Origin of the sequence: Meridianimarinicoccus sp. MJW13, assembly GCF_014901205.1 — a bacterium.
In the GTDB taxonomy this organism is placed as follows: Bacteria; Pseudomonadota; Alphaproteobacteria; order Rhodobacterales; family Rhodobacteraceae; genus Meridianimarinicoccus.
Genome location: NZ_JACNMU010000005.1, coordinates 119,237 through 140,981 on the forward strand (window position 1 = coordinate 119,237; position 21,745 = coordinate 140,981).

Sequence of the window (21,745 nt, forward strand, 5' to 3'; positions counted from 1 at the left end):
AAGAGCCATGAACCTTTTTGACGAGATCCGCAGCCTTGTTCTGGACAGCCTCGACGCGCTGGAGCGCGACGGCGTTCTGCCACAGGGACTGGAGCGCCGCGCGGTCTCGGTCGAGCCGCCGCGCGATGCGGCGCATGGGGACATGGCCACCAACGCGGCGATGGTGCTGGCAAAACCGGCGAAGATGAAGCCGCGCGACATTGCCGATGCTCTGGCCGCCCTGCTGATCGAAGATCCGCGCATCGACACCGCCGAAGTGGCTGGACCGGGGTTCCTGAACCTGCGGCTGGCCGCCGGGCAGTGGCAAGGTCTGGTCACCGGGATCATCGAAGCGGGCGACGCCTATGGACGCTCGACCCTCGGCACCGGCAAGCGGGTGAACGTCGAATATGTCTCGGCCAACCCCACCGGACCGATGCATGTGGGCCACACTCGCGGCGCGGTCTTTGGCGATGCATTGGCCAGCCTTCTGGCCTTCGCTGGCTACGATGTGACCCGCGAATACTACATCAACGACGGTGGCGCTCAGGTCGATGTACTCGCCCGCTCGGTCTATCTGCGCTACCTCGAAGCCTTCGGTCAGGAGGTGGCCTTTCCCGATGGCACCTATCCCGGCGATTACCTGATCGCCGTGGGTCAGGCTCTGAAGGACAAGGTCGGCGATGCTTACCTCGACAAGGGCGAGGAGGTCTGGCTTGACGAGGTGCGCAGCTTCGCCACCGAGGCGATGATGGATCTGATCCGCGCCGATCTGGCCGCCCTTGGCGTGACCATGGACAATTTCTATTCGGAAAAGGCGCTGTATGGCACCGGCAAGATCGAGACCGCCCTGGCGACGCTCACTGCCAAGGGCCTGATCTACGAAGGCGTGCTGGAACCGCCCAAGGGCAAGACCCCCGAGGATTGGGAGCCGCGCGAGCAGACCCTGTTCAAATCCACCGCCCATGGCGATGACGTGGACCGCCCGGTGAAGAAATCCGATGGCAGCTGGACCTATTTTGCGCCAGATATCGCCTATCATTATGACAAGGTTTCCAGGGGCTTCGACGCGCTTGTTGATGTGTTTGGTGCCGATCACGGCGGCTATGTCAAACGCATGAAGGCCGCCGTGTCTGCCCTGTCGGATGGCAATGTGCCGCTGGACGTCAAGTTGATCCAGTTGGTCAAGCTGACCCAGAATGGCGAGCCGGTGAAAATGTCGAAACGCGCCGGCACCTTCGTGACCCTGCGCGACGTGGTCGATCAGGTGGGCGCCGACGTGACCCGTTTCGTGATGCTGACCCGCAAGAACGACGCGCCGCTGGAATTCGACTTCGACAAGGTGCTGGAACAGTCCAAGGACAACCCGGTTTTCTACGTGCAGTACGCCCATGCCCGCGTCTGTTCGGTGCTGCGCAAGGCGGTTGAAATGGGCGTGGATGTGTCCGACGCCAATCTGGCGCAACAGGACCTTTCGGTGCTGACCGATCCGGCGGAACTGGCCGTGATCCGCAAGCTGGCCGAATGGCCGCGCCTGGTCGAGATCGCCGCCTCGGGCAGCGAGCCGCACCGCGTCGCCTTCTACCTCTATGACCTCGCCTCGGAATTCCACGCGCTGTGGAACCGCGGCAACGACAACCCGGCGCTGCGCTTCTTGCAGGATGACCCGCAAGCAACGGCTGCAAAAATCGTGCTGCCTCGGGCGGTTGCCGTTGTTATTTCGACCGGTCTTGGTATTCTTGGCGTGACGCCCGTGGAGGAAATGCGCTGAGATAACGGCCGCCCCACGGGTCGCGAGCAGGCACAGGCCGGGGCTTTCGGGACCCGGACAGGATATTGGGGCAAATGATGGCGTATTCGGACAGCTATGGTTCGGGGCCGGCGGACTCGCATCCGCAGGGACCCGGTGTTTCGGCAATCGTGGGCTGGCTGGGGGCTGCGACCTCGGTCGCGCTGGTCGCGGGGCTTGGATACTGGGTCTACGACCTGGCCACCCGCGACATCACCCGGGTGCCGGTGATCCAGGCCATGGACGGCCCGCCGCGCGTGTCCCCCGAGGAACCCGGCGGGTTTGAAGCCGCGCATCAGGGCTACTCGGTCAACGCGATCGCCTCCGAGGATGTCGAGGAACCGCTGGCCGAACGGCTGGTGCTGGCACCCGAAGCCGTTGGCCCCACACCCGAGGACAAGGCCCCCGGCGAGCCCGCCGATCCCCTCGCCTCGATGCGCGACGCGGTACAAGGCGCGCTGAGCGAGGTTCTGGGGCTGGAGGCCGACGCCCCCCTGCCCGATCTGGAAGGTCTGGCCGTGCCGCAGGCCGACCCGACCCCCGGCGGGCCGCGTCCGTTGCAGCGCCCCGATCAGGACGTGGCAACACGGGCCGCCACCGACACCTCTCCGCCTCTGCTGCTGACCGCCGTCGCCACCACCAACGAAGTTGACCCGATCCTGATCGCCTCGGGCACCCGGTTGGTGCAACTGGGCGACTACGACACCGAGGCCGAAGCCGCCGCCGCCTGGGATCGCCTGGGCCTGCGGTTTTCAGATTTCCTGGCGCCCAAGGCGCGGGTGATCGAACCCGTCACCCTGGCCGGTACCACCCGTTACCGCCTGCGCGCCTATGGCTTTGTCGGCCTGGCCGACGCCCGCAACTTCTGCGCCGCCCTTCTGGCCGAACGCGCCGAATGCATCCCGGTGCGGATGCGCTGAGCGATTGCATCCCGGCCCTGAACAGGCAATCCTGCCGGGCAGAATGACGGAGGCGATCATGGCCCAGGGGGCAACGATATTCGGCTGTTCGGGGCTTGCCCTGACCCGCTCCGAGGCGGCGTTCTATCGCGAGGCCGACCCGTGGGGCTTCATCCTGTTTGCCCGCAACATCGACACCCCCGATCAGGTCCGCGCCCTGACCGCCGACCTGCGCGCGGCTGTGGGCCGCGATGCCCCGGTGCTGATCGACCAGGAAGGCGGACGCGTGCAGCGCATGGTGCCGCCGCATTGGCGGCAATGGCTGCCGCCGCTGGACCAGGTGGACCGGGCCGGTCCCCATGCCGCCGCCAGCCTGACCCTGCGCGCCCGCGTCATCGCGCAGGAGCTTCGCGCGGTTGGCATCGATGTGAACTGTGCGCCCGCTGCCGATGTCGCCACCGACGACACCCATCCCTTCCTGCGCAACCGCTGTCTGGGCACCGAGGCCGCGCAGGTCGCCGCCAATGCCCGCGCCATGGCCGAAGGCTTTCTTCAGGGTGGCGTGCTGCCGGTGCTCAAGCACCTGCCCGGCCACGGCCGCGCCACGCTGGACAGCCACAAGGCGCTGCCACGGGTGGACACGCCGAAGGCGACACTCGCCACCACCGATTTCGCGGCCTTCAAGCCACTGGCGGATCTGCCCCTGGCGATGACCGCGCATCTGCTGTTTCCCAACATCGATCCCGACCTGCCCGCCACCCTGTCGCCCCGGTTGATCCGCCTGATACGCGACGAGATCGGCTTTGACGGCTTGCTGATGACCGACGACATCTGCATGGGCGCCCTTGGCGGCGCGCTGGCTGACCGCTGCACCGCCGCCCTGTCCGCCGGCTGCGACGCCATCCTGCACTGCAACGGCGAAATGGCCGAAATGCAGACGGTCGCCGCAGCCTCCGGCACCCTCTCGGCAAAGGGACAGACCCGCGCCGAGGATGCATTGGCCCTGCGCCGCCCCCCCGAGGAGGCCGATGCGGACGCCCTGACCGCGCAGATGACCGCCCTGCTGGACCCGGCCGCATGACGCCCACGGGCACATCGTCGGACGACAACGTCACGCCGCTGGAAGCCCGCCTCGCCTCCGAGGCGCTGATCGTCGATGTGGATGGGTTCGAAGGCCCGCTCGACCTGCTGCTGACCCTGTCGCGCACCCAGAAGGTGGACCTGCGCAAGATCTCGGTGCTGGCACTGGCCGAGCAATACCTGGTCTTTGTCGACAAGGCCAAGGAGTTGCGCATCGAACTGGCCGCCGACTATCTGGTCATGGCCGCCTGGCTTGCCTTCCTGAAATCGCGCCTGCTGTTGCCCCCCGACCCCGAGGACGACGGCCCCTCGGGCGAGGATATGGCCGCCCATCTGGCCTTCCAGTTGCAGCGGCTGGAAGCCATGCGCGAGGCTGCCGCCAAGCTGATGGGTCGCGACCGGCTGGGCCGCGATGTCTTTGCCCGTGGCGAGGAAGAAAGCGTGGCCCGCCTGCGCCGTACCCGCTTCACCGCCTCGCTGCTGGACCTGATGCAGGCCTATGCCCGCCTGCGCACCAAGGACGACTTCCGCCCCTTCGTGCTGGATCGCGGCCCGGTGCTGACCATGGAAGAGGCGCTGGACCGTCTGCGCCCGCTGGTCGCCTTCGCCGGCGACTGGACCGATCTGTCCAGCTATCTGCCCGACGGCTGGCTGGAGGATCCCAAGAAACGCCGCTCGGCACTGGCCGCCACCTTTGCCGCCTCGCTGGAGCTGGTCAAACGCGGCCAGGTCGAGTTGGACCAGTCCGACACATTCGCCCCCATCCGCCTGCGCCGCCGAAAGGATGACCCATGACCGAGGACGCCCCGAAGGACGACCCCAGCCTGTTCACGGCCCCGCCCATGGGCGAGCAGGAGCGGATGGTCGAAGCGGTGCTCTTTGCCTCTGCCGCGCCGGTAACCCTGAAGGAGTTGTACGGCCGCCTGCCCCATGGCTCCGACCCGGTCACCGCCTTGGTGCATCTGCAAAAACGCTACGAAGGCCGGGGGGTGCAATTGCTGAAACTGGGCGAGGCCTGGGCCTTCCGCACCGCGCCGGACCTTGCCTTCCTGATGAGCCGCGAGACGCTGGAAACCCGCAAGCTGTCGCGCGCGGCCATCGAAACCCTGGCGATCATCGCCTACCACCAGCCGGTCACCCGCGCCGAGATCGAGGAAATCCGCGGCGTCGGCGTCAGCCGCGGCACCATCGACCAGTTGCTCGAGATGGAATGGATCCGGCTCGGCCGCCGCCGCATGACCCCGGGCCGGCCGGTGACCTTCGTGGTCACGGAAACCTTCCTCGATCACTTCAGCCTGGAATGCGCACGCGACCTGCCCGGCCTCAAGGAATTGCGCGCCGCCGGCCTGCTCGACAACCGCCCGCCGCCGGGCGCGGACCTGCCTGATCAAGACACCGGCGACACCGATCAATCCGAATTGTTCGAAAGCGGGAACGATGACTCTCCGGGCCCCGAGGCGCCCTGACGGCTGGCAGAAACGCGCCCACGACCGGACGCGGGGTCGGCTGAGGCTCTGCCCATTCGCGCCTGAACCGCTCCCCCGGAGCGTTTCCGAGACGGCTGAGGCTCCGCCCATTCGCGCCTGAACCGCTCCCCCGGAGCGTTTCCGAGACGGCGCTCATTCTTCTTGGCGAAAATACTCCCGCCGGAGGCATGAAATCCGCGCGTCAGCGCGCCGCTTCATCCTCCAACCGCGCGCCCAACTCCCGCATCAGGGGCACGAAGATCGGGAAGGACGTTGCGATGGGCCCAGCGTCATCCACCGTCACCGGCTTCTGCGCGGCCATGCCAAGGCACAGGAAGGACATGGCAATCCGGTGGTCCAGCCGCGCGGCCGCCGTGGCCCCGCCCGGTACCCCGCCCGCACCCATGCCGTGCACGATGAAGGTGTCCTCATCTTCCTCGATGGTCACGCCACAGGCTTCCAGACCGCGCGCCATGGCGTCGATCCGGTCGCTTTCCTTGACCCGCAGTTCCTTTACCCCGCGCATGACGGTCTTGCCCGTGGACAGCGCCGCCACCACCGACAGGATCGGGTATTCATCGATCATCGACGGGGCGCGCTCGGGCGGCACCTCGATGCCCTGCATGCTGTCCGAGAATCTGGCGCGCAGATCGGCTACCGGCTCGCCGCCCTCGGTGCGTTCGTTCTCATAGGTCAGATCCGCGCCCATCTCGCGCAGGGTGGCGAACAGCCCGGCCCGCGTCGGGTTCAGCCCGATATTGGGGATCAGCACGTCCGAGCCTTCGGTGATCAGCGCCGCACAGACCGGGAAGGCCGCCGAGGAGGGATCGCGCGGCACCACGATGGTCTGCGGTTTCAACTCTGGCTGGCCGGTCAGGGTGATGACCCGGCCCTCGTCGGTGTCCTCGGTCGTCACCACCGCCCCGAACCCCGCCAGCATCCGCTCGGAATGATCGCGGGTGGCTTCCTTTTCGATCACCACGGTCTGGCCCGGCGCATTCAGGCCGGCCAGCAGAACCGCCGATTTGACCTGTGCCGAAGGCATCGGCGTGACATAGCGCACCGGCACCGGGGCGGCAGCCCCGACGATGGTCATCGGTAGACGCCCGCCCTTGCGGCCATGGCTTTGTGCCCCGAAAAGGGCGATGGGATCGGTGATCCGCCCCATGGGACGGCTGCGCAGCGAGGCATCGCCGGTGAAGGTGGCCGAGATCGGCGTGGTCGCCATGCAGCCCATGATCAGCCGCACCCCGGTGCCGGAGTTGCCGCAATCGATCACATCCTCGGGTTCGGAAAACCCACCAACGCCGACGCCATGCACCCGCCAGGTGCCATCGGCATCGCGGGCCACATCGGCGCCGAAAGCGCGCATGGCCTTGGCGGTGTCCAGCACGTCCTGCCCTTCCAGCAGACCGGTCACGCAGGTTTCGCCCACGGCCATGGCCCCAAGGATCAGCGACCGATGCGAGATCGACTTGTCACCCGGGACATGTGCGGTTCCGGTCAGTGGGCCCGCGCGGTGCGCGGTCATCGGGGCGGCGGGTCCATGGGACGACATCGGGGGCTCCTCTTGAATGGGTCGGCCATCTGTTAGCGGCCTGCTGCGGCAAGGTCCATGGGGGCGCTAACGATTGGGCAGACGGCGGTCCCGCTGCGGTCAGATCTTGCGGAAGGTCAGGTAATGCGGCGTGCGCCCCTCGCGCAGCGCCTTTTGTTCATAGCGGGTCGAAATCCAGTCGTCCCAGGGCGCGCGCCAATCCTCGGGGCCTTCGGCCAGCCATTCGAAATCGGGCCGCGCCATCAGTTGTTCCAGCGCCTGCCGCACATAGTCGGGAATGTCGGTGGCGATGCGGAAGATGGCACCGGGCTTCAGCACCCGCGCCAGCGGATCCAGATGCTCGGGCGTCACGAACCGGCGGCGGTGGTGGCGCTTTTTCGGCCAGGGATCGGGGTACAGTAGGAAGGCGCGCGAGATGCTGGCCTCGGGCAGAACATCGAACATGTCGCGCACGTCGCCCGGATGCACCTTCAGGTTCTCGACCCCGGCGCGGCGGATCTTGCCCAGCAGCATCGCGACGCCGTTGATATAGGGCTCGCAACCGATGATGCCGACATCGGGGTTTTGGGCCGCCTGATGCACCATGTGCTCGCCGCCGCCGAAACCGATCTCCAGCCAGACCGGTTTGCCGCCGAACATGGCGTCCAGATCCAGTGGCACGCGTTCGGGGTTGGCGTCCCAGTCCACCTTGCCCGGCGAAAGCGCCACGAGGTCTTCGTTCAGATAGCCTTTCTGGCTATCCCGCAGGCCCTTGCCACGACGGCGGCCATAAAAATTGCGCCACGGGGCGCCGGAGGGAGAATTGCTGTCGGTCATGGGCCGGGGATGTGCGCGGCTGGCAACGAAAGGTCAAGCCCCTCGCACGCGGCGCAGCCCCAGACCGGCGATCAGGACCAGGGCCGCGATCAGCACCGGCCAGTTCCCGGTGCGGGAATAGAGCGTCGGCGGCAGCGGCGCGGGCAGCGCCACATCGATCACCCCGGCCACCCCCAGCGGAATCTCGGCCAGCATCCGGCCTGCCGGACCGATCACCGCCGATATGCCGGTGTTGGCGGCGCGTACCAGCGGCACGCCCTGTTCCACTGCCCGCATCCGCGCCTGCGCCAGATGCTGCTGCGGGCCCGCGAACTCGCCAAACCAGGCGTCATTGGTGAGTTGCACGATCCAGTCGGCGCGGGGGCCGGGCGCGAAGCCGTGGCGCGGGAAGATGGCTTCATAGCAGATCAGCGGCAGCACCCGGCCCAGCCCCTGCCCGCGCAGGTCCAACACCTGCGGGCCCGGACCAGAGGTAAAACCGCCCAGCATGTCGGTGGCCAGCCCCGCCAGCCCCAGACGGGCCGCCAGCGCGCCGCCGGGAAAATACTCGCCAAAGGGCACCAGATGGAACTTGTCGTAAACCGCAAGAGGCTTGCCATCGCCATCCAGCACCCCGACCGCATTGCGCAGTTCAGATCCTTCGAACCGCTGCGCGCCCACCAGCGTCACCGCCCCACCTGCCGCGCGGGCGATCTGGGCATTGCCCTCGGTCTCGCCGCCCCAGAGGTAGGGAAGCGTCACCTCGGGCCAGACCACCACATCCGGGGTCAGCGTGCCGGGCTGGCCGGTCAACTCCAGCTTGCGTCGCCAGAACACCGGGATCATGTCGGGCTGCCATTTCTGGTGTTGGGGCGCGTTGGGCTGCACCACCCGCACCACCGGGCCTTCGGGCGCCACGGGTGACTCAGCGGGCAAGCTGGCCGTCCCGCCGACCCAGACCGCCAGCAGCAGCACCGGGCCCGCGGCCCCGCGCCAGCGTCCGGCCCCTTGCCCGAACAGCAGCACCGCAATGCCGCCTGCGGCCAGAACAGTCAGTGCCACAAGGGCGTAGGGCCCGCCCCAGGCCGCGCCCATGCGCACCGGCGTGTCGATCCAGAAGCTGGCCACCATGCCCCAGGGAAAGCCGGTGAACAGCACCGCGCGGATCATCTCGGCCAGCGGCAGGGTGGCGGCCAGTGCCAGCACCCGCAGGCCCAGCCCTGCCCCGCGCCCCAACCAGACCGCAGCCGCCATCGCCACACCCCAGAACAACGCCATGCCGCCGGCCAGCAGCACCAGCGCGAAGGGCGCCATCCAGCCGTGGCGGGCGATGTCCACAAGGAACGGCTCGACGATCCAATGCAGGGTGGCCAGGAAATAGCCCAACGCCAGTCCCCAACCGCGCCAGAACCCGGCGCGCGGGGTCGGCGCGGGCAAGGCCAGCCCCAGCCCCACGGCCAGCACCAGCAGCGCCACCAGCGGCCAGCCGAAGGGCGCCTGCCCCAGCGCCGCCGCCGCCCCGCAGAGCGTCAGTGCCAGCCAGAGCCTGCGGCCCGAAAGCTCAGCCCGCATCCGGTTTGCTGTTGGGTGTGCGAATGCGCAACCGCTTGATCCGGCGCGGGTCGGCATCGACAACCTCGATCTCGACCCCGGCGGGATGCTTCAGAACTTCGCCCCGTGCCGGCACCCGGCCCATGAGCAGGAAAACGACGCCGCCCAGGGTATCGATATCCTCGTCCACACCCGGCATGTGCAGATCAACGCCGATGGCCTCCGAGAACTCGTCCAGCGGGGCCCGCGCCAATGCGACGAAGGTGCCCGGCGCCTCTTCGGTCCAGGGCTGAACTTCTTCTTCGTCGTGCTCGTCCTCGATCTCGCCGATGACCTGTTCGATCAGGTCCTCCAGCGTCACCAGCCCATCGGTGCCGCCGTATTCGTCGATCACCAGCGCCATATGGGTGCGCTGGGTCTGCATTTTCTGCAGCAGCACGCCGATGGGCATCGAGGGCGGCGCATAGATCAGCGGACGCACCAGATCGCGCAGGTCAAACCCGTTGTTGTCGTGATCGAAGCCGTGCTTCAGCGCCACGTCTTTCAGGTGCACCATGCCAATGGGGCTGTCGAGCGTGCCGTCATAGACCGGCAGCCGCGAATAGCCGCTGGTTCGGAACAGGTCCACCAGATCGGTGAGCGGGCATTCCATCGTCACGGCGGTGATCTCGGCTTTGGGCACCGCCACATCCGAGATCTGCATGCCCCGCAAGTTGGACAGGCCGGGCCGTTCCTTCTGATCGCCTGCGTCGATGGCGTGGCCGTTTTTCACGTGAGGGTCCGAGGCCCGGTCGGCGCGACTGAACACGCGCCCCAGAAGGCCCCATCGGCTGGTTTGGTCGTCTTGCGAGTCGGCCGTCTCCGGACTGGACCCGTCTCCGTCGTTCATTGTCTCATCCGTTTTGATCAGGGAATCCACCCTGCTCGGCATATGGGTCTGCGATCCCAAGCTTCGCAAGTATCGTGGTCTCGAGCCCTTCCATCAAGGCTGCATCTGCATCGGTTTCATGATCGTACCCCAAAAGATGCAGGATGCCATGCACGAGAAGGTGTGTGACGTGATCGTCGGCACTGCGGCCGACGGCTTCGGCCTCGCGCAGGCAGGTTTCCAGGGCGATGGCCACATCGCCCAATTCGATCGGCTCATCGGGAAACAATCCCTGTGGCGGTTGCGGTGCGCCGCCCGGCACATCGGCGGCGCGTTCGTCCGAGGGCCACGACAACACGTTGGTGGGTGCGGGCTTGCCGCGAAACTCGGCATTCAGATCGGCGATACGGGCGTCGTCGCAACCCAGCAGGCTGATCTCGAACCCTGCCGGGTCATGGCCCAGATGCGACAGCACGGCGCGCACCGCCGCATTGGCGCGGGCGTCGAGATCGAGGGCGCTCCAGCCGTCAGCGTCGAGGGTGGTTTCAACCGGTTTTTCTGGCATCCGCAGCGTCATAGGCCTCGATGATCCGGGCCACAAGCGGGTGGCGGACCACATCCTTGGCGGTGAAGTAGTTGAACGAGATTCCCTTGACGCCGCTGAGCAGGCTTTCGGCATCGCGCAGCCCGCTTTTTACCCCGCGCGGCAGATCGACCTGGCTGCGGTCGCCGGTGACCACCATGCGCGACCCTTCGCCCAGACGGGTCAGGAACATCTTCATCTGCATGGTGGTGGCGTTCTGCGCCTCGTCCAGCACCACGAAGGCATTGGACAGGGTGCGGCCGCGCATGAAGGCCAGCGGCGCGATCTCGATCTTCTTTTCCTCGATCAGCTTGGTGACCTGCTTGCCGGGCAGAAAATCGTTCAGCGCGTCATACAGCGGCTGCATGAAGGGATCGACCTTGTCCTTCATGTCGCCGGGCAGATGGCCCAGCTTTTCGCCGGCCTCGACCGCCGGGCGGCTGAGCACGATCCGGTCCACATGACCGCCGATGAACATCGACACGCCCACCGCCACGGCCAGATAGGTCTTGCCGGTGCCCGCCGGGCCGATGCCGAAAGCAAGTTCGTTGTCGAACAAGGACTTGACGTAGGCTTTCTGGGCGTCTGTGCGCGGCTCGACGGTCTTCTTGCGGGTCTTGATCTCGACCTCTTCGCGGCGGAACATCTCAAGCTGATCGCCGTCGCCCTCTTCGGGCGGCACCGGCGTGTTGGTCATTCGCAATTCGCCGTCGATGTCGCCGGGGCCGACGGTTCGGCCCGATTCCAGACGGTGATAGAGTGCGCCAAGAACCTCGATCCCGCGCGACTGCGCGTCCTTGGGACCATACAGAGCAAGCTGGTTGCCACGTCGGAGGATCTGAACACCCAGGGCGGTTTCGATCTGGGTGAGGTTGCGATCATATTCGCCGCAAAGATCAATGAGCAGACGGTTGTCCTGAAACTCGACCTGGACCTCGGGAACTTCCGCCCCTTCCGTGGGCGGGGTCAGCATGCTGGTGGTCAAAGACGTCTCCTTGCAGGGGGCTTGAGGCCAGCCTGCCAACTCCCCGGCGGCAAGGCAAGCGCGGTGCGCGATTTGTCACGACAACGCCATGGTTTTCCCCACCTCCGGCGCCAGAGCCCCCTGCGGCGGGCGGCGCGGATGCGGGCGCAGCATTGGCGGCAAACCCGCCGGTTGGCAAGCGTCTGGAAAAGGTATGGCCGGCGTATGGCAGTGCAGGCGCAGAAACCCGCGCCAGCCGCCCGGTCAGATCAACTCGCCCTTCAGCGAGTTCGGCGCGCTTTCGACGATACGGACGCGGGCGACCTTGCCGATCAGGTCCGCCGGGGCCAGCGCATGGACCGCGTGCAGATGGTCGGATTTGCCGACAAGCTGGCCGTCCAGACGTCCGGGCTTTTCGAACAGAACGCCGACCACTTGCCCGACCATCGCATCCTGCCGGGCTTTCTGCTGCTCGGTCAGCAGCGCCTGAAGCCGTTGCAGGCGGTCCGAGGCGACCTCGGCGGGCACCTGCCCCTTGCGTTCGGCGGCGGGGGTGCCGGGGCGCGGCGAATACTTGAACGAATAGGCCTGCCCGTAGCCGACGGTGCGGACCAGATCCATCGTGTCCTCGAAGTCCTGATCGGTCTCGCCGGGGAAGCCGACGATGAAATCGCCCGACAGCAGCAGATCGGGACGCGCGGCGCGGATGCGGTCGATCAGCGCGATATAGTCCGCCGCCGTATGCTTGCGGTTCATCGCCTTCAGGATGCGGTCCGAGCCGGACTGCACCGGCAGATGCAGATAGGGCATCAGCTTGGGGCAATCGCCATGGGCGGCGATCAGGTCGTCTTCCATGTCGTTGGGATGCGAGGTGGTGAAGCGGATACGCTCCAGCCCGTCGATCTCGGCCAGGCGGCGGATCAGCCGGGCCAGCCCCCATTCGCCGCCATCCGGCCCCGGCCCGTGGTAGGCGTTGACGTTCTGGCCCAGCAGGGTGATCTCGGCCACGCCGCGCGCCACCAGATCCTCGGCCTCGGCGATCAGGCGGGATGCCGGGCGGGACACCTCGGCGCCGCGCGTATAGGGCACCACGCAGAAGGCACAGAACTTGTCGCAGCCTTCCTGCACGGTCAGGAAGGCGGTCGCTCCGCGCTTGGCCTTGGGGCGGTCCGCCAGCTTGTCGAACTTGTCTTCCTCGGGGAAATCGGTGTCCAGCGCCGCCTCGCCCTTGCGGGCGCGGGCTTCCAGATCCGGCAGGCGGTGATAGCTTTGCGGGCCGACCACCAGATCAACCGAGGGCTGACGGCGCAGGATCTCGGCCCCCTCGGCCTGGGCGACGCACCCGGCGACGCCGATCTTCAGATCCGGGTTGTCGACCTTGAGCGCCTTCAGCCGGCCCAGTTCGGAATAGACCTTCTCGGCGGCCTTTTCGCGGATGTGGCAGGTGTTGAGCAGGATCATGTCCGCATCGTCGGGCGTGTCGGTGGTGACATAACCCGAGGGGCCAAGGGCCTCGGCCATACGCTCGCTGTCATAGACGTTCATCTGACAGCCGTAGGTCTTGATGAAAAGCTTCCGGGGGTCGGACATGGGATGCGGGCCTTTGGCGGGGATGCGGGATTGGCGCGGTGTAGCGAAAGCCGGCCTGCGACGCAATGACCGGCGGGTCAGACCAGGTCGGTGCCGGTGTCGGCAAGGATATACAGGCCTACGCAGATCATGATGAGCGGCGCCAGCCAGGCGCCATGCCGTTCCAGCGCCGCGCGCAGCCGATCGTGGCCCAGAACCCGGCCCAACACCGCCGCCAGAACCGCCGTGCCCATGGCCATGCCCACGACGATGGCCAGCCGCAGCGGGCTGGCGGTTTCGGCCAGCAGCGGCGTCAGCGTGGCCAGCGTATCGGTGCTGTTGACCAGCAACAGCGCCACCATGGAGCCGCCCGCCGCAACCGGCGCCTCGTCTGCGGACGCGCCGCCACGCAGCGCGCGCCATCCGGCAAACAGCCCCAGCCCCAGCGGCACCAGCCCCATCCAGCGGGAATGATGCGCCGGAAGACCTGCGGCCAGCAGCGACAGGACCCAGGCCGCGGCCAGAACCAGCGCCGCGGCAATCCACAATGCCCGCCGCCCCTGCCGCGCGCCATCGGCCAGCGTGCCGGCAAGTGCGGTCAGCACGACAATATTGTCCAGATTGGTGCCCAGCGTGATCGCCAGCCCCGCCGCCAGCAGCGTCACCATTTCATCCAGAAGGCCGGACATCATCAGCGGCTCGGCCCCGCGCGATGGATCATCGAAGAACCGGGGGGAAGGTCAGCCGCGCCGCAGACGGATGACCACATCCACCTTGGCGATACGCGCCCCTTCGGGCAGCGTGGGCAGGCGCGTGATCTCCAGCTCTCCGCTGGGGGCATCCGTCAGTTCGGCGGTGTCTTCCCAGTAGAAATGCGGGTGATCGTCGGTGCGCGTGTCGAAGTAGCTTTTCGAGCCATCGACGGTGATTTCCTGAAGCAGCCCGGCCTCGCAAAAGGCGCGCAGGGTGTTGTAGACCGTGGCCAGCGCCACACGCTCGCCCCGGCCCAGAACCTCGGCAAACAGGCTTTCGGCGGACACATGGCGGTCCTGCCCGTCGCCGACCAGAAGGTCGGCCAGGATCAGGCGCTGCCGCGTCGGGCGCAGCCCGGCGGTCTTGAGCCAGTCGGAAGCCCGTGCAGCCGGGGATGTGGTCGAGGGAAATGGCGTCTGTGTCATCACTGCCTTTATAAAGGGCGTTGCGAGTTATTTTCAATTGAAATCGCAAACCTGCGGGGGCCGGCGCTCCGTCGCGCCGCCCTTGAATCCCGGCGAAAGCAGATGCTAATGGGAACCAACCGATAAAAACGACGAAGGGGCAGGCTTCCATGGCCGACTATCCGACCACGTTTGACAAGGATGCGCTGATCGCCTGCGCGCGGGGAGAGCTTTTCGGCCCCGGCAACGCGCAACTGCCTGAACCCCCGATGTTGATGATGGACCGCATCACCGATGTGTCCGCGGGCCGGGGCGAACACGGCAAGGGCCATATCCGCGCCGAGCTGGATATCACCGACGACCTGTGGTTCTTCCCCTGCCATTTCCCCGGCAACCCGGTGATGCCCGGCTGCCTGATGCTGGACGGGCTGTGGCAGTTGACCGGCTTCAACCTGGGCTGGCGCGGCTGGCAGGGCCAGGGCTTTGCCCTGGGGGCCGGAGAGGTGAAACTGTCGGGCATGATCCGTCCCGATCGCACGCTGGTCACCTATGAGGTGGATTTCACCCGCGTCATCGACCGCCGCCTGAAAATGGGTGTGGCGGATGGCCGGGTTCTGGCCGATGGTGAACTGGTCTGTGCCGTCACCAACATGAAAGTGGGCCTGGCCGCCGCCGAAGGCTGAGCCACCCGCCCACAACCGACCACAAGGAGACCGCCATGCGCCGCGTCGTCATCACCGGGATCGGGATCATCTCGCCCATCGGCAACACCGTGGAAGAGGTCAAGGACAGCCTGTACCACGGCAAATCCGGCATCCGCAAAGAAGAGGTCTATGCCGAACACGGGTTCCGCAGCCAGGTTGCGGGCATCCCGCAGATCGACCTGACCGAAGCCATCGACAAGCGCCAGCTGCGCTTCATGGGGCCGACCGCCGCCTATGCCTTTCTGGCGATGCAGCAGGCCATCGCCGACAGCGGCCTGACCGACGAACAGGTCAGCAACGAGCGCGCCGGCCTGGTGGCCGGGTCTGGCGGGCCCTCCACGTCGAACTTCTTCTCGGCCCACAAGACCGTGATCGAAAAGGGCGCGCCCAAGCGGATGGGGCCGTTCATGGTCACCCGCTGCATGTCGTCCACCGTGTCGGCGTGCCTGGCGACGCCGTTCAAGATCAAGGGCGTGAACTATTCCATCACCTCGGCCTGCTCGACCTCGGCCCATTGCATCGGCAACGGTGCAGAGCTGATCCAGATGGGCAAGCAGGACGTGGTCTTTGCCGGCGGCGGCGAGGAAGTCGACTGGACCCTGTCGTGCCTGTTCGACGCCATGGGCGCCATGTCGTCGAAGTACAATGACACCCCCGAAACCGCCTCGCGCCCCTTCGATGCCACCCGCGACGGCTTCGTCATCGGCGGCGGCGGCGGCATGGTGGTTCTGGAAGAACTGGAGCACGCCAAGGCGCGCGGCGCCAAGATCTATGCCGAGATCACCGGCTATGGCGCCACCTCGGATGGCCACGACATGGTGGCCCCGTCCGGCGAGGGCGGCGAACGGTCGATGCGGCAGGCGCTGGCCACCGTCGGCGATCGCAAGATCGACTACATCAACGCCCATGGCACCTCGACCCCCGCGGGCGATGTGACCGAGGTGGAAGCGGTGCGCCGGGTCTTTGGCGAAGGCAACACCCCGCCCATCGCCTCGACCAAGTCGCTGACCGGCCATTCGCTGGGCGCGACCGGCGTGCATGAGGCGATCTACAGCCTGATCATGATGGAGAACAACTTCATCGCAGCCTCGGCCAATGTGACCGAACTGGACCCTGCCCTGAAACCCGAAGAGATCGTGACCGAGCGGCGCGACAACGTCGACCTGGACACGGTTCTGTCCAACAGCTTCGGTTTCGGTGGCACCAACGCAACTCTCATCATGAGCAAATATCACGGGTAACGCGATCATGGCGGATCTGATGACCGGAAAGCGCGGCCTCATCCTGGGGGTTGCCAACGAACGTTCCATCGCCTGGGGCATTGCCCGGGCCATGGCCGCCGAGGGCGCGGAACTGGCTTTCACCTATCAGGGCGAGGCCTTTGGAAAACGCGTGGCGCCGCTGGCCGAGTCGGTGGGATCCGACTTTCTGGTCGATGTGGATGTGACCGACGACGCGTCGATGGATCGCTGTTTCGAGCAGTTGTCGGCGCGCTGGGATCGGCTGGATTTCCTGGTTCATGCGGTGGCGTTTTCGGACAAGGCCGAGTTGAACGGCCGGTTTTCCGACACCTCGCGTGCCAACTTCCTGAACTCCCTGAACATCTCGTGCTATTCGCTGATCGAACTGGCGCGGCGCGCCAAGCCGATGATGACCGACGGCGGCACCATCCTGACCCTGACCTACCAGGGGTCGAACCGGGTGACGCCGTTCTACAACGTGATGGGCGTGGCCAAGGCGGCGCTGGAAAGCTCGGTGCGCTATCTGGCCAATGACCTGGGCCCGGACGGGATTCGCGTCAACGCGGTGTCGCCCGGCCCGATGAAAACCCTGGCCGGCGCCGCCATCGGCGGGGCACGCAAGACCTATCGCAACACCGAGATGAACGCGCCGCTGCGCGGCAACGCAACGCTGGAGGCCGTGGGCGGCACCGCGGTCTACCTGGCGTCGGATTACGGCGCCTGCACCACCGGCGAGATCGTCCGCGTTGATGGCGGCTTCCACGTTCTGGGCATGGCGCAGCCGGAAAACCTGTAGGACCACGGACCAGGGCTCACAGACCGGACCCGGCCATCGCGCCGGGTCTTTCCGTTCTTGCCCCGACGTTCAGGGCGGGCCAAATCCCGGCACCGGCACCGCCTGAAACTTCATCATATGGGCATGTGCACGCCCGTTTTACGGCATTGTGAACGCGCCGACCCCGAACAATGCTGCAAGCGCGTTGTGTGCACGCCCCCGAATCTGGCAGACTGGTCCTGTCAAGCGGAGGTGGCATGTCCCATTGCTCCTCCCTGGTCCACCGCCACGCTCCGCTCGACACCCCCTCTGAAAACACATAGATGTCAGTGCCTTGGCGCAACCTGTTGCCGTTGGATGACAGTGAGGCTTTCCCGACTGGAAATCTTAACGGTAACCATTAGTCTAAATTGACATTGATTTTGTAATTATATTACTCTGTAATTATTGAATGGGACAAAAGGATCAAGGAAGGTTCCAATGCCAACGCCCGTCACACAGCCTGACCCGCAACGACCGACAACTTCGCAGGCACCCTCTGCGCCCGTGCAAAACCCGCCGGTTCAATTTCGTGACTGGGCGTCAATCTGAACCTTTTTCGCCCCGTGCCCCTTGGAGTGGCGTCTGCTCTGCTTATCTCAGGCGCGGCCTGACCCGAGGCCGGGGAACATCCCCGCGTCGTCGGCGTTGAGGCTTCAGTGACCGTGAGTGATCGAAAGGACACGACATGAAAAAGACAGCCGCGCCGACCCGCCCGACCCCTGCGCAGAAACCCGGCCAGGAAAGCCGGCGCCCCGGTTTTGTCTTCACCGACTGGGCCATGATCTGACCCTTTCCCTTGTGGGCGCGTCCGGGCTATGCCCTGCGTAAAAGGACGCGCTCATGCCCACCCCGATTGACCAGATCCGCAATCTTGGTCCGGCCATGGCCGAGGCTTTTGCCAAGGTGGGCATCCAGTCCGCCGAGGACCTGCATGAACTGGGCCCAGACGCCGCCTATGGCCGTCTGCTGGCCCAGGGCCACCGCCCCCATTTCATTGCCTATTATGCCATGGTGATGGGCCTGCAGGGCCGCCCGTGGAACGATTGCCAGGGCGCCGAGAAAACCGCCCTGCGCGCGCGATTCGACGCCTTGAAAGCGGCGGCCAGCGCGCCCCCCGCACAGCAAAAGGGCCACGCCCGGATGGACGCGGCCCTTGCCGAAATCGGGGTGATCAGGCGGACCGATCAGCCGACCAGTTCAAGACCCGAGAAGAAATAGGCGATTTCCTCGGCCGCGGTTTCCGGCGCGTCGGAACCGTGGACCGAGTTCTCGCCGACCGATTCCGCGAATTCGGCGCGGATGGTGCCGGGGGCGGCATCGGCGGGGTTGGTGGCGCCCATGACTTCGCGGTTCTTGGCAATGGCGCTTTCCCCTTCCAGCACCTGCACGACCACCGGCTCGGAGGCCATGAACTCGCACAGTTCGTCATAGAACGGGCGTTCGGCGTGTACCGAATAGAACTGGCCGGCCTGCGCCTTGGTCAGGTGAATGCGCTTCTGCGCGACGATGCGCAGGCCCGCGTCTTCGAACTTGGCGTTGATCTTGCCGGTCAGGTTGCGCTTGGTGGCATCGGGTTTGATGATCGACAGGGTGCGTTCGGTCGCCATGTTGGAAAATCCTTCAGAAGATTGGATCGTGCCGGACGCCGTGTCCGGACGAAATCGCGCGTCTGCTAACACGCGCGCGGGCGGTTGAAAAGTCACCTGTTGTGATGGCGACGGCGGGCTTTCATTGTGCGGTCGGATTCCGGGCCGGAGCAGAGTTTGGGCCAGAGTCCGCCGGAACCGCCGAGTGTTGCATATTTTCTTGCAAAATCATGCAGTCAGACGCAGTTTGTTGTTTAAATTGCAACAGTTTGGCAGAATGACCCGCGGATATCTCGATCAACGCCTGTTTCTGAGGGTCATCGAACTTGGCTCCCTGCGCGCAGTTGCGCGGGAGGCGGATCTGGAGGCTTCTTCGGTCTCGCGGCGGCTGACACGGCTGGAAACCCGGCTGGGCGTGCGCCTGCTGGAACGCGGCACCGGGGCGACCGAACCGACCGAGGCCGGCCGGCAGTATTACGAGGCGCTGCGCCGCCTGCTGGCCCAGATCGACATGCTGGAAGCCGGCATCGCCCGGCAGCCCGAGCGCCTGAAGGGGCTGTTGCGGGTGGCGGCGCCGGCCGATTTCGGCCGTGCCCATGTGGCGGCCTGGCTGCTGTCGTTCCGCGCCCGGCATCCGGGGCTTGAGATCGACCTGGTGCTGGGCGATCCGACACCGGCCCCGGACCAGACCGGCGCCGATCTGGTGCTGACCTGCGATCCGGTGGCGCGGCGGCTGGGGCTGGGGCGACAGAAACTGGCCCAATGTCGGCAAATGCTGGTCGCCGCCCCCGGCTATCTGTCGCGCCACGGCACCCCGCGCGAGGCCGCCGATCTGGCGGGCCACCAGCATGTGTTCCGCCACCGCAGCGAGATGACCGCGCAGCTGCGCCTGACCGGGCGTGACGGGCGCCGCCATTCGGTCCGCCGCAACGGCGCGCTCAGCCTGGGTGCCCTGTCCACGGCGGTCGAGGCCGCTTGCAGCGGCGAAGGCGTGCTGTTCGGGCCGGAATGGGCGCTGGCCCCGGCGCTGGATCGCGGCCAACTGGTGCCGGTGCTGGCGGATCATCGTTTCGATCTGGCACCGCTGACCGCGCTGTGGTCCGAGGCCGAGATCCTGCCCGGCCGCATCCCCGGCTTCGTCGCTCATGCCCTGGGCGAGGTGCGCCATGTGCCCGGAACCGAGGATTGGGGCTGATCCCCCCTTTTGCCGCGCCGTCCGGGGTGATAACCGCCCCTCATGTTGCGCATCGAAGATATCTCGTATTCCGTCGAAGGCCGTCCCCTGCTTGAAGGGGCCAGCGCCGTCATACCCACTGGCCACAAGGTTGGCCTTGTCGGCCGGAACGGCACCGGCAAGACCACGCTGTTCCGACTGATCCGCGGCGAACTGGTGCTGGAAGGCGGGCGCATCAGCCTGCCCGAGCGCGCCCGCATCGGCGGCGTCGCCCAAGAGGTGCCGTCTTCCGAAACCTCGCTGCTGGACACGGTGCTGGCCGCCGATACCGAGCGCGCCGCCCTGCTGGCCGAGGCCGAGACCGCCAGCGATCCGACCCGCATCGCCGACATCCAGACCCGGCTGGCCGATATCGACGCCTGGTCAGCCGAAGGCCGCGCCTCGGCCATCCTCAAGGGGTTGGGCTTTGACGATGCCGAACAGCGGATGCCGTGTTCGGCCTTTTCGGGCGGCTGGCGGATGCGGGTGGCGCTGGCGGCGGTGCTGTTCTCCCAACCCGACCTGTTGCTGCTGGACGAACCGACCAACTATCTGGACCTGGAAGGCGCGGTCTGGCTGGAAAGCTATCTGGCGCGTTATCCCCATTCGGTCATCATCATCAGCCACGACCGCGGGCTGCTGAACCGGGCCGTGGGCGCGATCCTGCACCTGGAAAACCGCAAGCTGACCTTCTACCAGGGTCCCTATGACCAGTTCGTGCGCCAGCGCGCCGAACAGCGCGCGGTGCTGGCGGCCCAATCCAAGAAACAGGACGCACGGCGCGCCCATCTGCAAGCCTTCGTGGATCGCTTCAAGGCCAAGGCCAGCAAGGCCAAACAGGCGCAAAGCCGGGTCAAGATGCTGGAGAAGATGACGCCCATCGCCTCGCCCGAGGAAGCCAAAAGCCGGGCGTTCTCCTTCCCCGCCCCCGAAGAACTGTCGCCGCCGATCATCAACATGGAAGGCACCGAGGTCGGCTATGGCGACACACCGGTGCTGCGCAAACTGTCGCTGCGCATCGACCAGGATGATCGCATCGCGCTGCTGGGCAAGAACGGTCAGGGCAAGTCGACGCTGGCCAAGCTGCTGTCGGACCGCCTGCCGGCCATGTCGGGGCGCATCGTGCGGGCGTCGAAGCTGCGCATCGGCTATTTCGCGCAACACCAGCTGGACGAGCTGGAGATCGACGAAACCCCGCTGGACCACCTGCGCCGCGAGCGTCCCGGCAGCCCGCCGGCGAAGCTGCGGGCACAACTGGCGGGGTTCGGGCTGGGCGCGGATCAGGCCGACACGGCGGTCGCCCGGCTGTCGGGCGGTCAGAAGGCGCGGCTATCGCTGCTGCTGGCGACGCTGGATGCGCCGCATATGCTGATCCTCGACGAACCGACCAACCACCTGGACATGGAAAGCCGCGAGGCGCTGGTCGAAGCGCTGGCCGCCTATTCCGGCGCGGTGATCCTTGTCAGCCATGACATGCATCTGCTCAGTCTGGTGGCCGATCGCCTGTGGCTGGTCAAGGATGGCCGCGTGACGCCCTATGAGGACGACCTGGAAGCCTATCGCAAGATGCTGCTGGCGGGCGAACCCAAGCCCGAGTCCAGGGCCAGGGCCGCTGCGGCAGCGAAACCGGCGCCGAAGAAACCGTCGCGCGACCGCATCCTTGCGTTGCGGGCCGAGGTCCGCAAATGCGAGGAGCGTCTGGGCAAGCTGAACGCGATGCGTGACCGGCTGGCCGGCAAGCTGGCCGACCCGGAACTGTACGACGCGCCGCGCATCAACGAAGCCGAGGTCTGGCAAAAGAAATACGCCGAGGTGATGGAGGCGCTGGACCGCGCCGAAAGCCTGTGGCTGGATGCACAGGACAAACTGGAAAAGGCCGGAGGCTGACCCGGCGCGCCCAGCCTTGCCACAACGCCGGAGGACCGG

General features: G+C 66.5%; 21 protein-coding genes. 11 read left to right on the top strand and 10 right to left on the bottom strand.

The window, feature by feature from the left end:
- Positions 1-7 precede the first annotated feature (7 nt).
- From argS to scpB, 5 genes are all read left to right on the top strand, one after another.
- Positions 8-1,750 carry an arginine--tRNA ligase gene (gene argS / locus H8B03_RS10315; protein ID WP_193141667.1) on the top strand — a complete coding sequence of 581 codons (1,743 nt, stop codon included), beginning with the start codon at positions 8-10 and terminating at the stop codon, positions 1,748-1,750.
- A 74-nt stretch (positions 1,751-1,824) separates the two neighbouring features.
- Entirely contained in the window at positions 1,825-2,688 is an 864-nt protein-coding gene (locus H8B03_RS10320; RefSeq protein WP_193141668.1) for an SPOR domain-containing protein, read from the top strand.
- Between the two features lie 43 nt (positions 2,689-2,731).
- Positions 2,732-3,748 (top strand): glycoside hydrolase family 3 protein, encoded by a 1,017-nt coding sequence (locus H8B03_RS10325; protein ID WP_193141669.1) that lies wholly within the window; start codon positions 2,732-2,734, stop codon positions 3,746-3,748.
- Positions 3,745-4,542: a ScpA family protein gene (locus H8B03_RS10330; RefSeq protein WP_193141670.1), complete on the top strand. Its 798-nt coding sequence runs from the start codon at positions 3,745-3,747 to the stop codon at positions 4,540-4,542. Before H8B03_RS10325 ends, H8B03_RS10330 begins: the two co-directional genes overlap by 4 nt.
- Positions 4,539-5,213 carry an SMC-Scp complex subunit ScpB gene (gene scpB / locus H8B03_RS10335; protein ID WP_193141671.1) on the top strand — a complete coding sequence of 225 codons (675 nt, stop codon included), beginning with the start codon at positions 4,539-4,541 and terminating at the stop codon, positions 5,211-5,213. Before H8B03_RS10330 ends, scpB begins: the two co-directional genes overlap by 4 nt.
- Positions 5,214-5,415: 202 nt before the next feature.
- Here scpB and aroA read toward each other — a convergent pair whose 3' ends face one another.
- The 9 genes from aroA to irrA all read right to left on the bottom strand — a co-directional run bounded on the left by aroA (position 5,416) and on the right by irrA (position 14,279).
- Positions 5,416-6,771: a 3-phosphoshikimate 1-carboxyvinyltransferase gene (gene aroA / locus H8B03_RS10340; RefSeq protein ID WP_193141672.1), complete on the bottom strand. Its 1,356-nt coding sequence runs from the start codon at positions 6,769-6,771 to the stop codon at positions 5,416-5,418.
- A 99-nt stretch (positions 6,772-6,870) separates the two neighbouring features.
- Positions 6,871-7,587, bottom strand: a complete 717-nt coding sequence (gene trmB / locus H8B03_RS10345; protein ID WP_193141673.1) for a tRNA (guanosine(46)-N7)-methyltransferase TrmB — start codon at positions 7,585-7,587, stop codon at positions 6,871-6,873.
- Positions 7,588-7,620: 33 nt separating this feature from the next.
- Positions 7,621-9,138: an apolipoprotein N-acyltransferase gene (gene lnt / locus H8B03_RS10350; protein ID WP_193141674.1), complete on the bottom strand. Its 1,518-nt coding sequence runs from the start codon at positions 9,136-9,138 to the stop codon at positions 7,621-7,623.
- Positions 9,128-9,889 carry a hemolysin family protein gene (locus H8B03_RS10355; protein WP_319022466.1) on the bottom strand — a complete coding sequence of 254 codons (762 nt, stop codon included), beginning with the start codon at positions 9,887-9,889 and terminating at the stop codon, positions 9,128-9,130. The genes lnt and H8B03_RS10355 overlap by 11 nt, the downstream gene beginning before the upstream one ends.
- 121 nt (positions 9,890-10,010) lie before the next feature.
- The gene (ybeY, locus tag H8B03_RS10360) at positions 10,011-10,550 is read right to left on the bottom strand and encodes an rRNA maturation RNase YbeY (RefSeq protein WP_226925852.1); all 540 of its coding nucleotides are present in this window, start codon (positions 10,548-10,550) and stop codon (positions 10,011-10,013) included.
- On the bottom strand, positions 10,531-11,553 hold the full coding sequence (locus tag H8B03_RS10365; RefSeq protein ID WP_394355462.1) for a PhoH family protein: 1,023 nt from the start codon (positions 11,551-11,553) through the stop codon (positions 10,531-10,533). Before H8B03_RS10365 ends, ybeY begins: the two co-directional genes overlap by 20 nt.
- 243 nt (positions 11,554-11,796) lie before the next feature.
- On the bottom strand, positions 11,797-13,122 hold the full coding sequence (gene miaB / locus H8B03_RS10370) for a tRNA (N6-isopentenyl adenosine(37)-C2)-methylthiotransferase MiaB (RefSeq protein WP_193141677.1): 1,326 nt from the start codon (positions 13,120-13,122) through the stop codon (positions 11,797-11,799).
- Between the two features lie 77 nt (positions 13,123-13,199).
- Entirely contained in the window at positions 13,200-13,793 is a 594-nt protein-coding gene (locus H8B03_RS10375) for a hypothetical protein (protein ID WP_193141678.1), read from the bottom strand.
- A 48-nt stretch (positions 13,794-13,841) separates the two neighbouring features.
- Positions 13,842-14,279, bottom strand: a complete 438-nt coding sequence (irrA, locus tag H8B03_RS10380) for an iron response transcriptional regulator IrrA (RefSeq protein WP_193141679.1) — start codon at positions 14,277-14,279, stop codon at positions 13,842-13,844.
- A 149-nt stretch (positions 14,280-14,428) separates the two neighbouring features.
- On the opposite strand from irrA, the gene fabA reads away from it, so the two are divergent.
- From fabA to H8B03_RS10400, 4 genes are all read left to right on the top strand, one after another.
- Positions 14,429-14,941, top strand: a complete 513-nt coding sequence (gene fabA, locus H8B03_RS10385) for a bifunctional 3-hydroxydecanoyl-ACP dehydratase/trans-2-decenoyl-ACP isomerase (protein ID WP_193141680.1) — start codon at positions 14,429-14,431, stop codon at positions 14,939-14,941.
- A gap of 35 nt (positions 14,942-14,976) precedes the next feature.
- Positions 14,977-16,203 carry a beta-ketoacyl-ACP synthase I gene (fabB, locus tag H8B03_RS10390; protein WP_193141681.1) on the top strand — a complete coding sequence of 409 codons (1,227 nt, stop codon included), beginning with the start codon at positions 14,977-14,979 and terminating at the stop codon, positions 16,201-16,203.
- Positions 16,204-16,210: 7 nt separating this feature from the next.
- Positions 16,211-16,999 carry an enoyl-ACP reductase gene (locus H8B03_RS10395; protein WP_193141682.1) on the top strand — a complete coding sequence of 263 codons (789 nt, stop codon included), beginning with the start codon at positions 16,211-16,213 and terminating at the stop codon, positions 16,997-16,999.
- Between the two features lie 861 nt (positions 17,000-17,860).
- Positions 17,861-18,238, top strand: coding sequence for a TfoX/Sxy family DNA transformation protein (locus H8B03_RS10400; protein WP_193141683.1), 378 nt, complete (start codon positions 17,861-17,863; stop codon positions 18,236-18,238).
- Here the strand turns inward: H8B03_RS10400 and ndk are convergent.
- Positions 18,205-18,627, bottom strand: coding sequence for a nucleoside-diphosphate kinase (ndk, locus tag H8B03_RS10405; RefSeq protein ID WP_193141684.1), 423 nt, complete (start codon positions 18,625-18,627; stop codon positions 18,205-18,207). The genes H8B03_RS10400 and ndk overlap by 34 nt on opposite strands.
- A 256-nt stretch (positions 18,628-18,883) precedes the next feature.
- On the opposite strand from ndk, the gene H8B03_RS10410 reads away from it, so the two are divergent.
- Positions 18,884-19,801 carry a LysR family transcriptional regulator gene (locus H8B03_RS10410; protein ID WP_193141685.1) on the top strand — a complete coding sequence of 306 codons (918 nt, stop codon included), beginning with the start codon at positions 18,884-18,886 and terminating at the stop codon, positions 19,799-19,801.
- A gap of 42 nt (positions 19,802-19,843) precedes the next feature.
- Complete coding sequence (locus tag H8B03_RS10415) at positions 19,844-21,706, top strand: ABC-F family ATP-binding cassette domain-containing protein (protein ID WP_193141686.1); 1,863 nt, start codon at positions 19,844-19,846, stop codon at positions 21,704-21,706.
- Positions 21,707-21,745 lie beyond the last annotated feature (39 nt).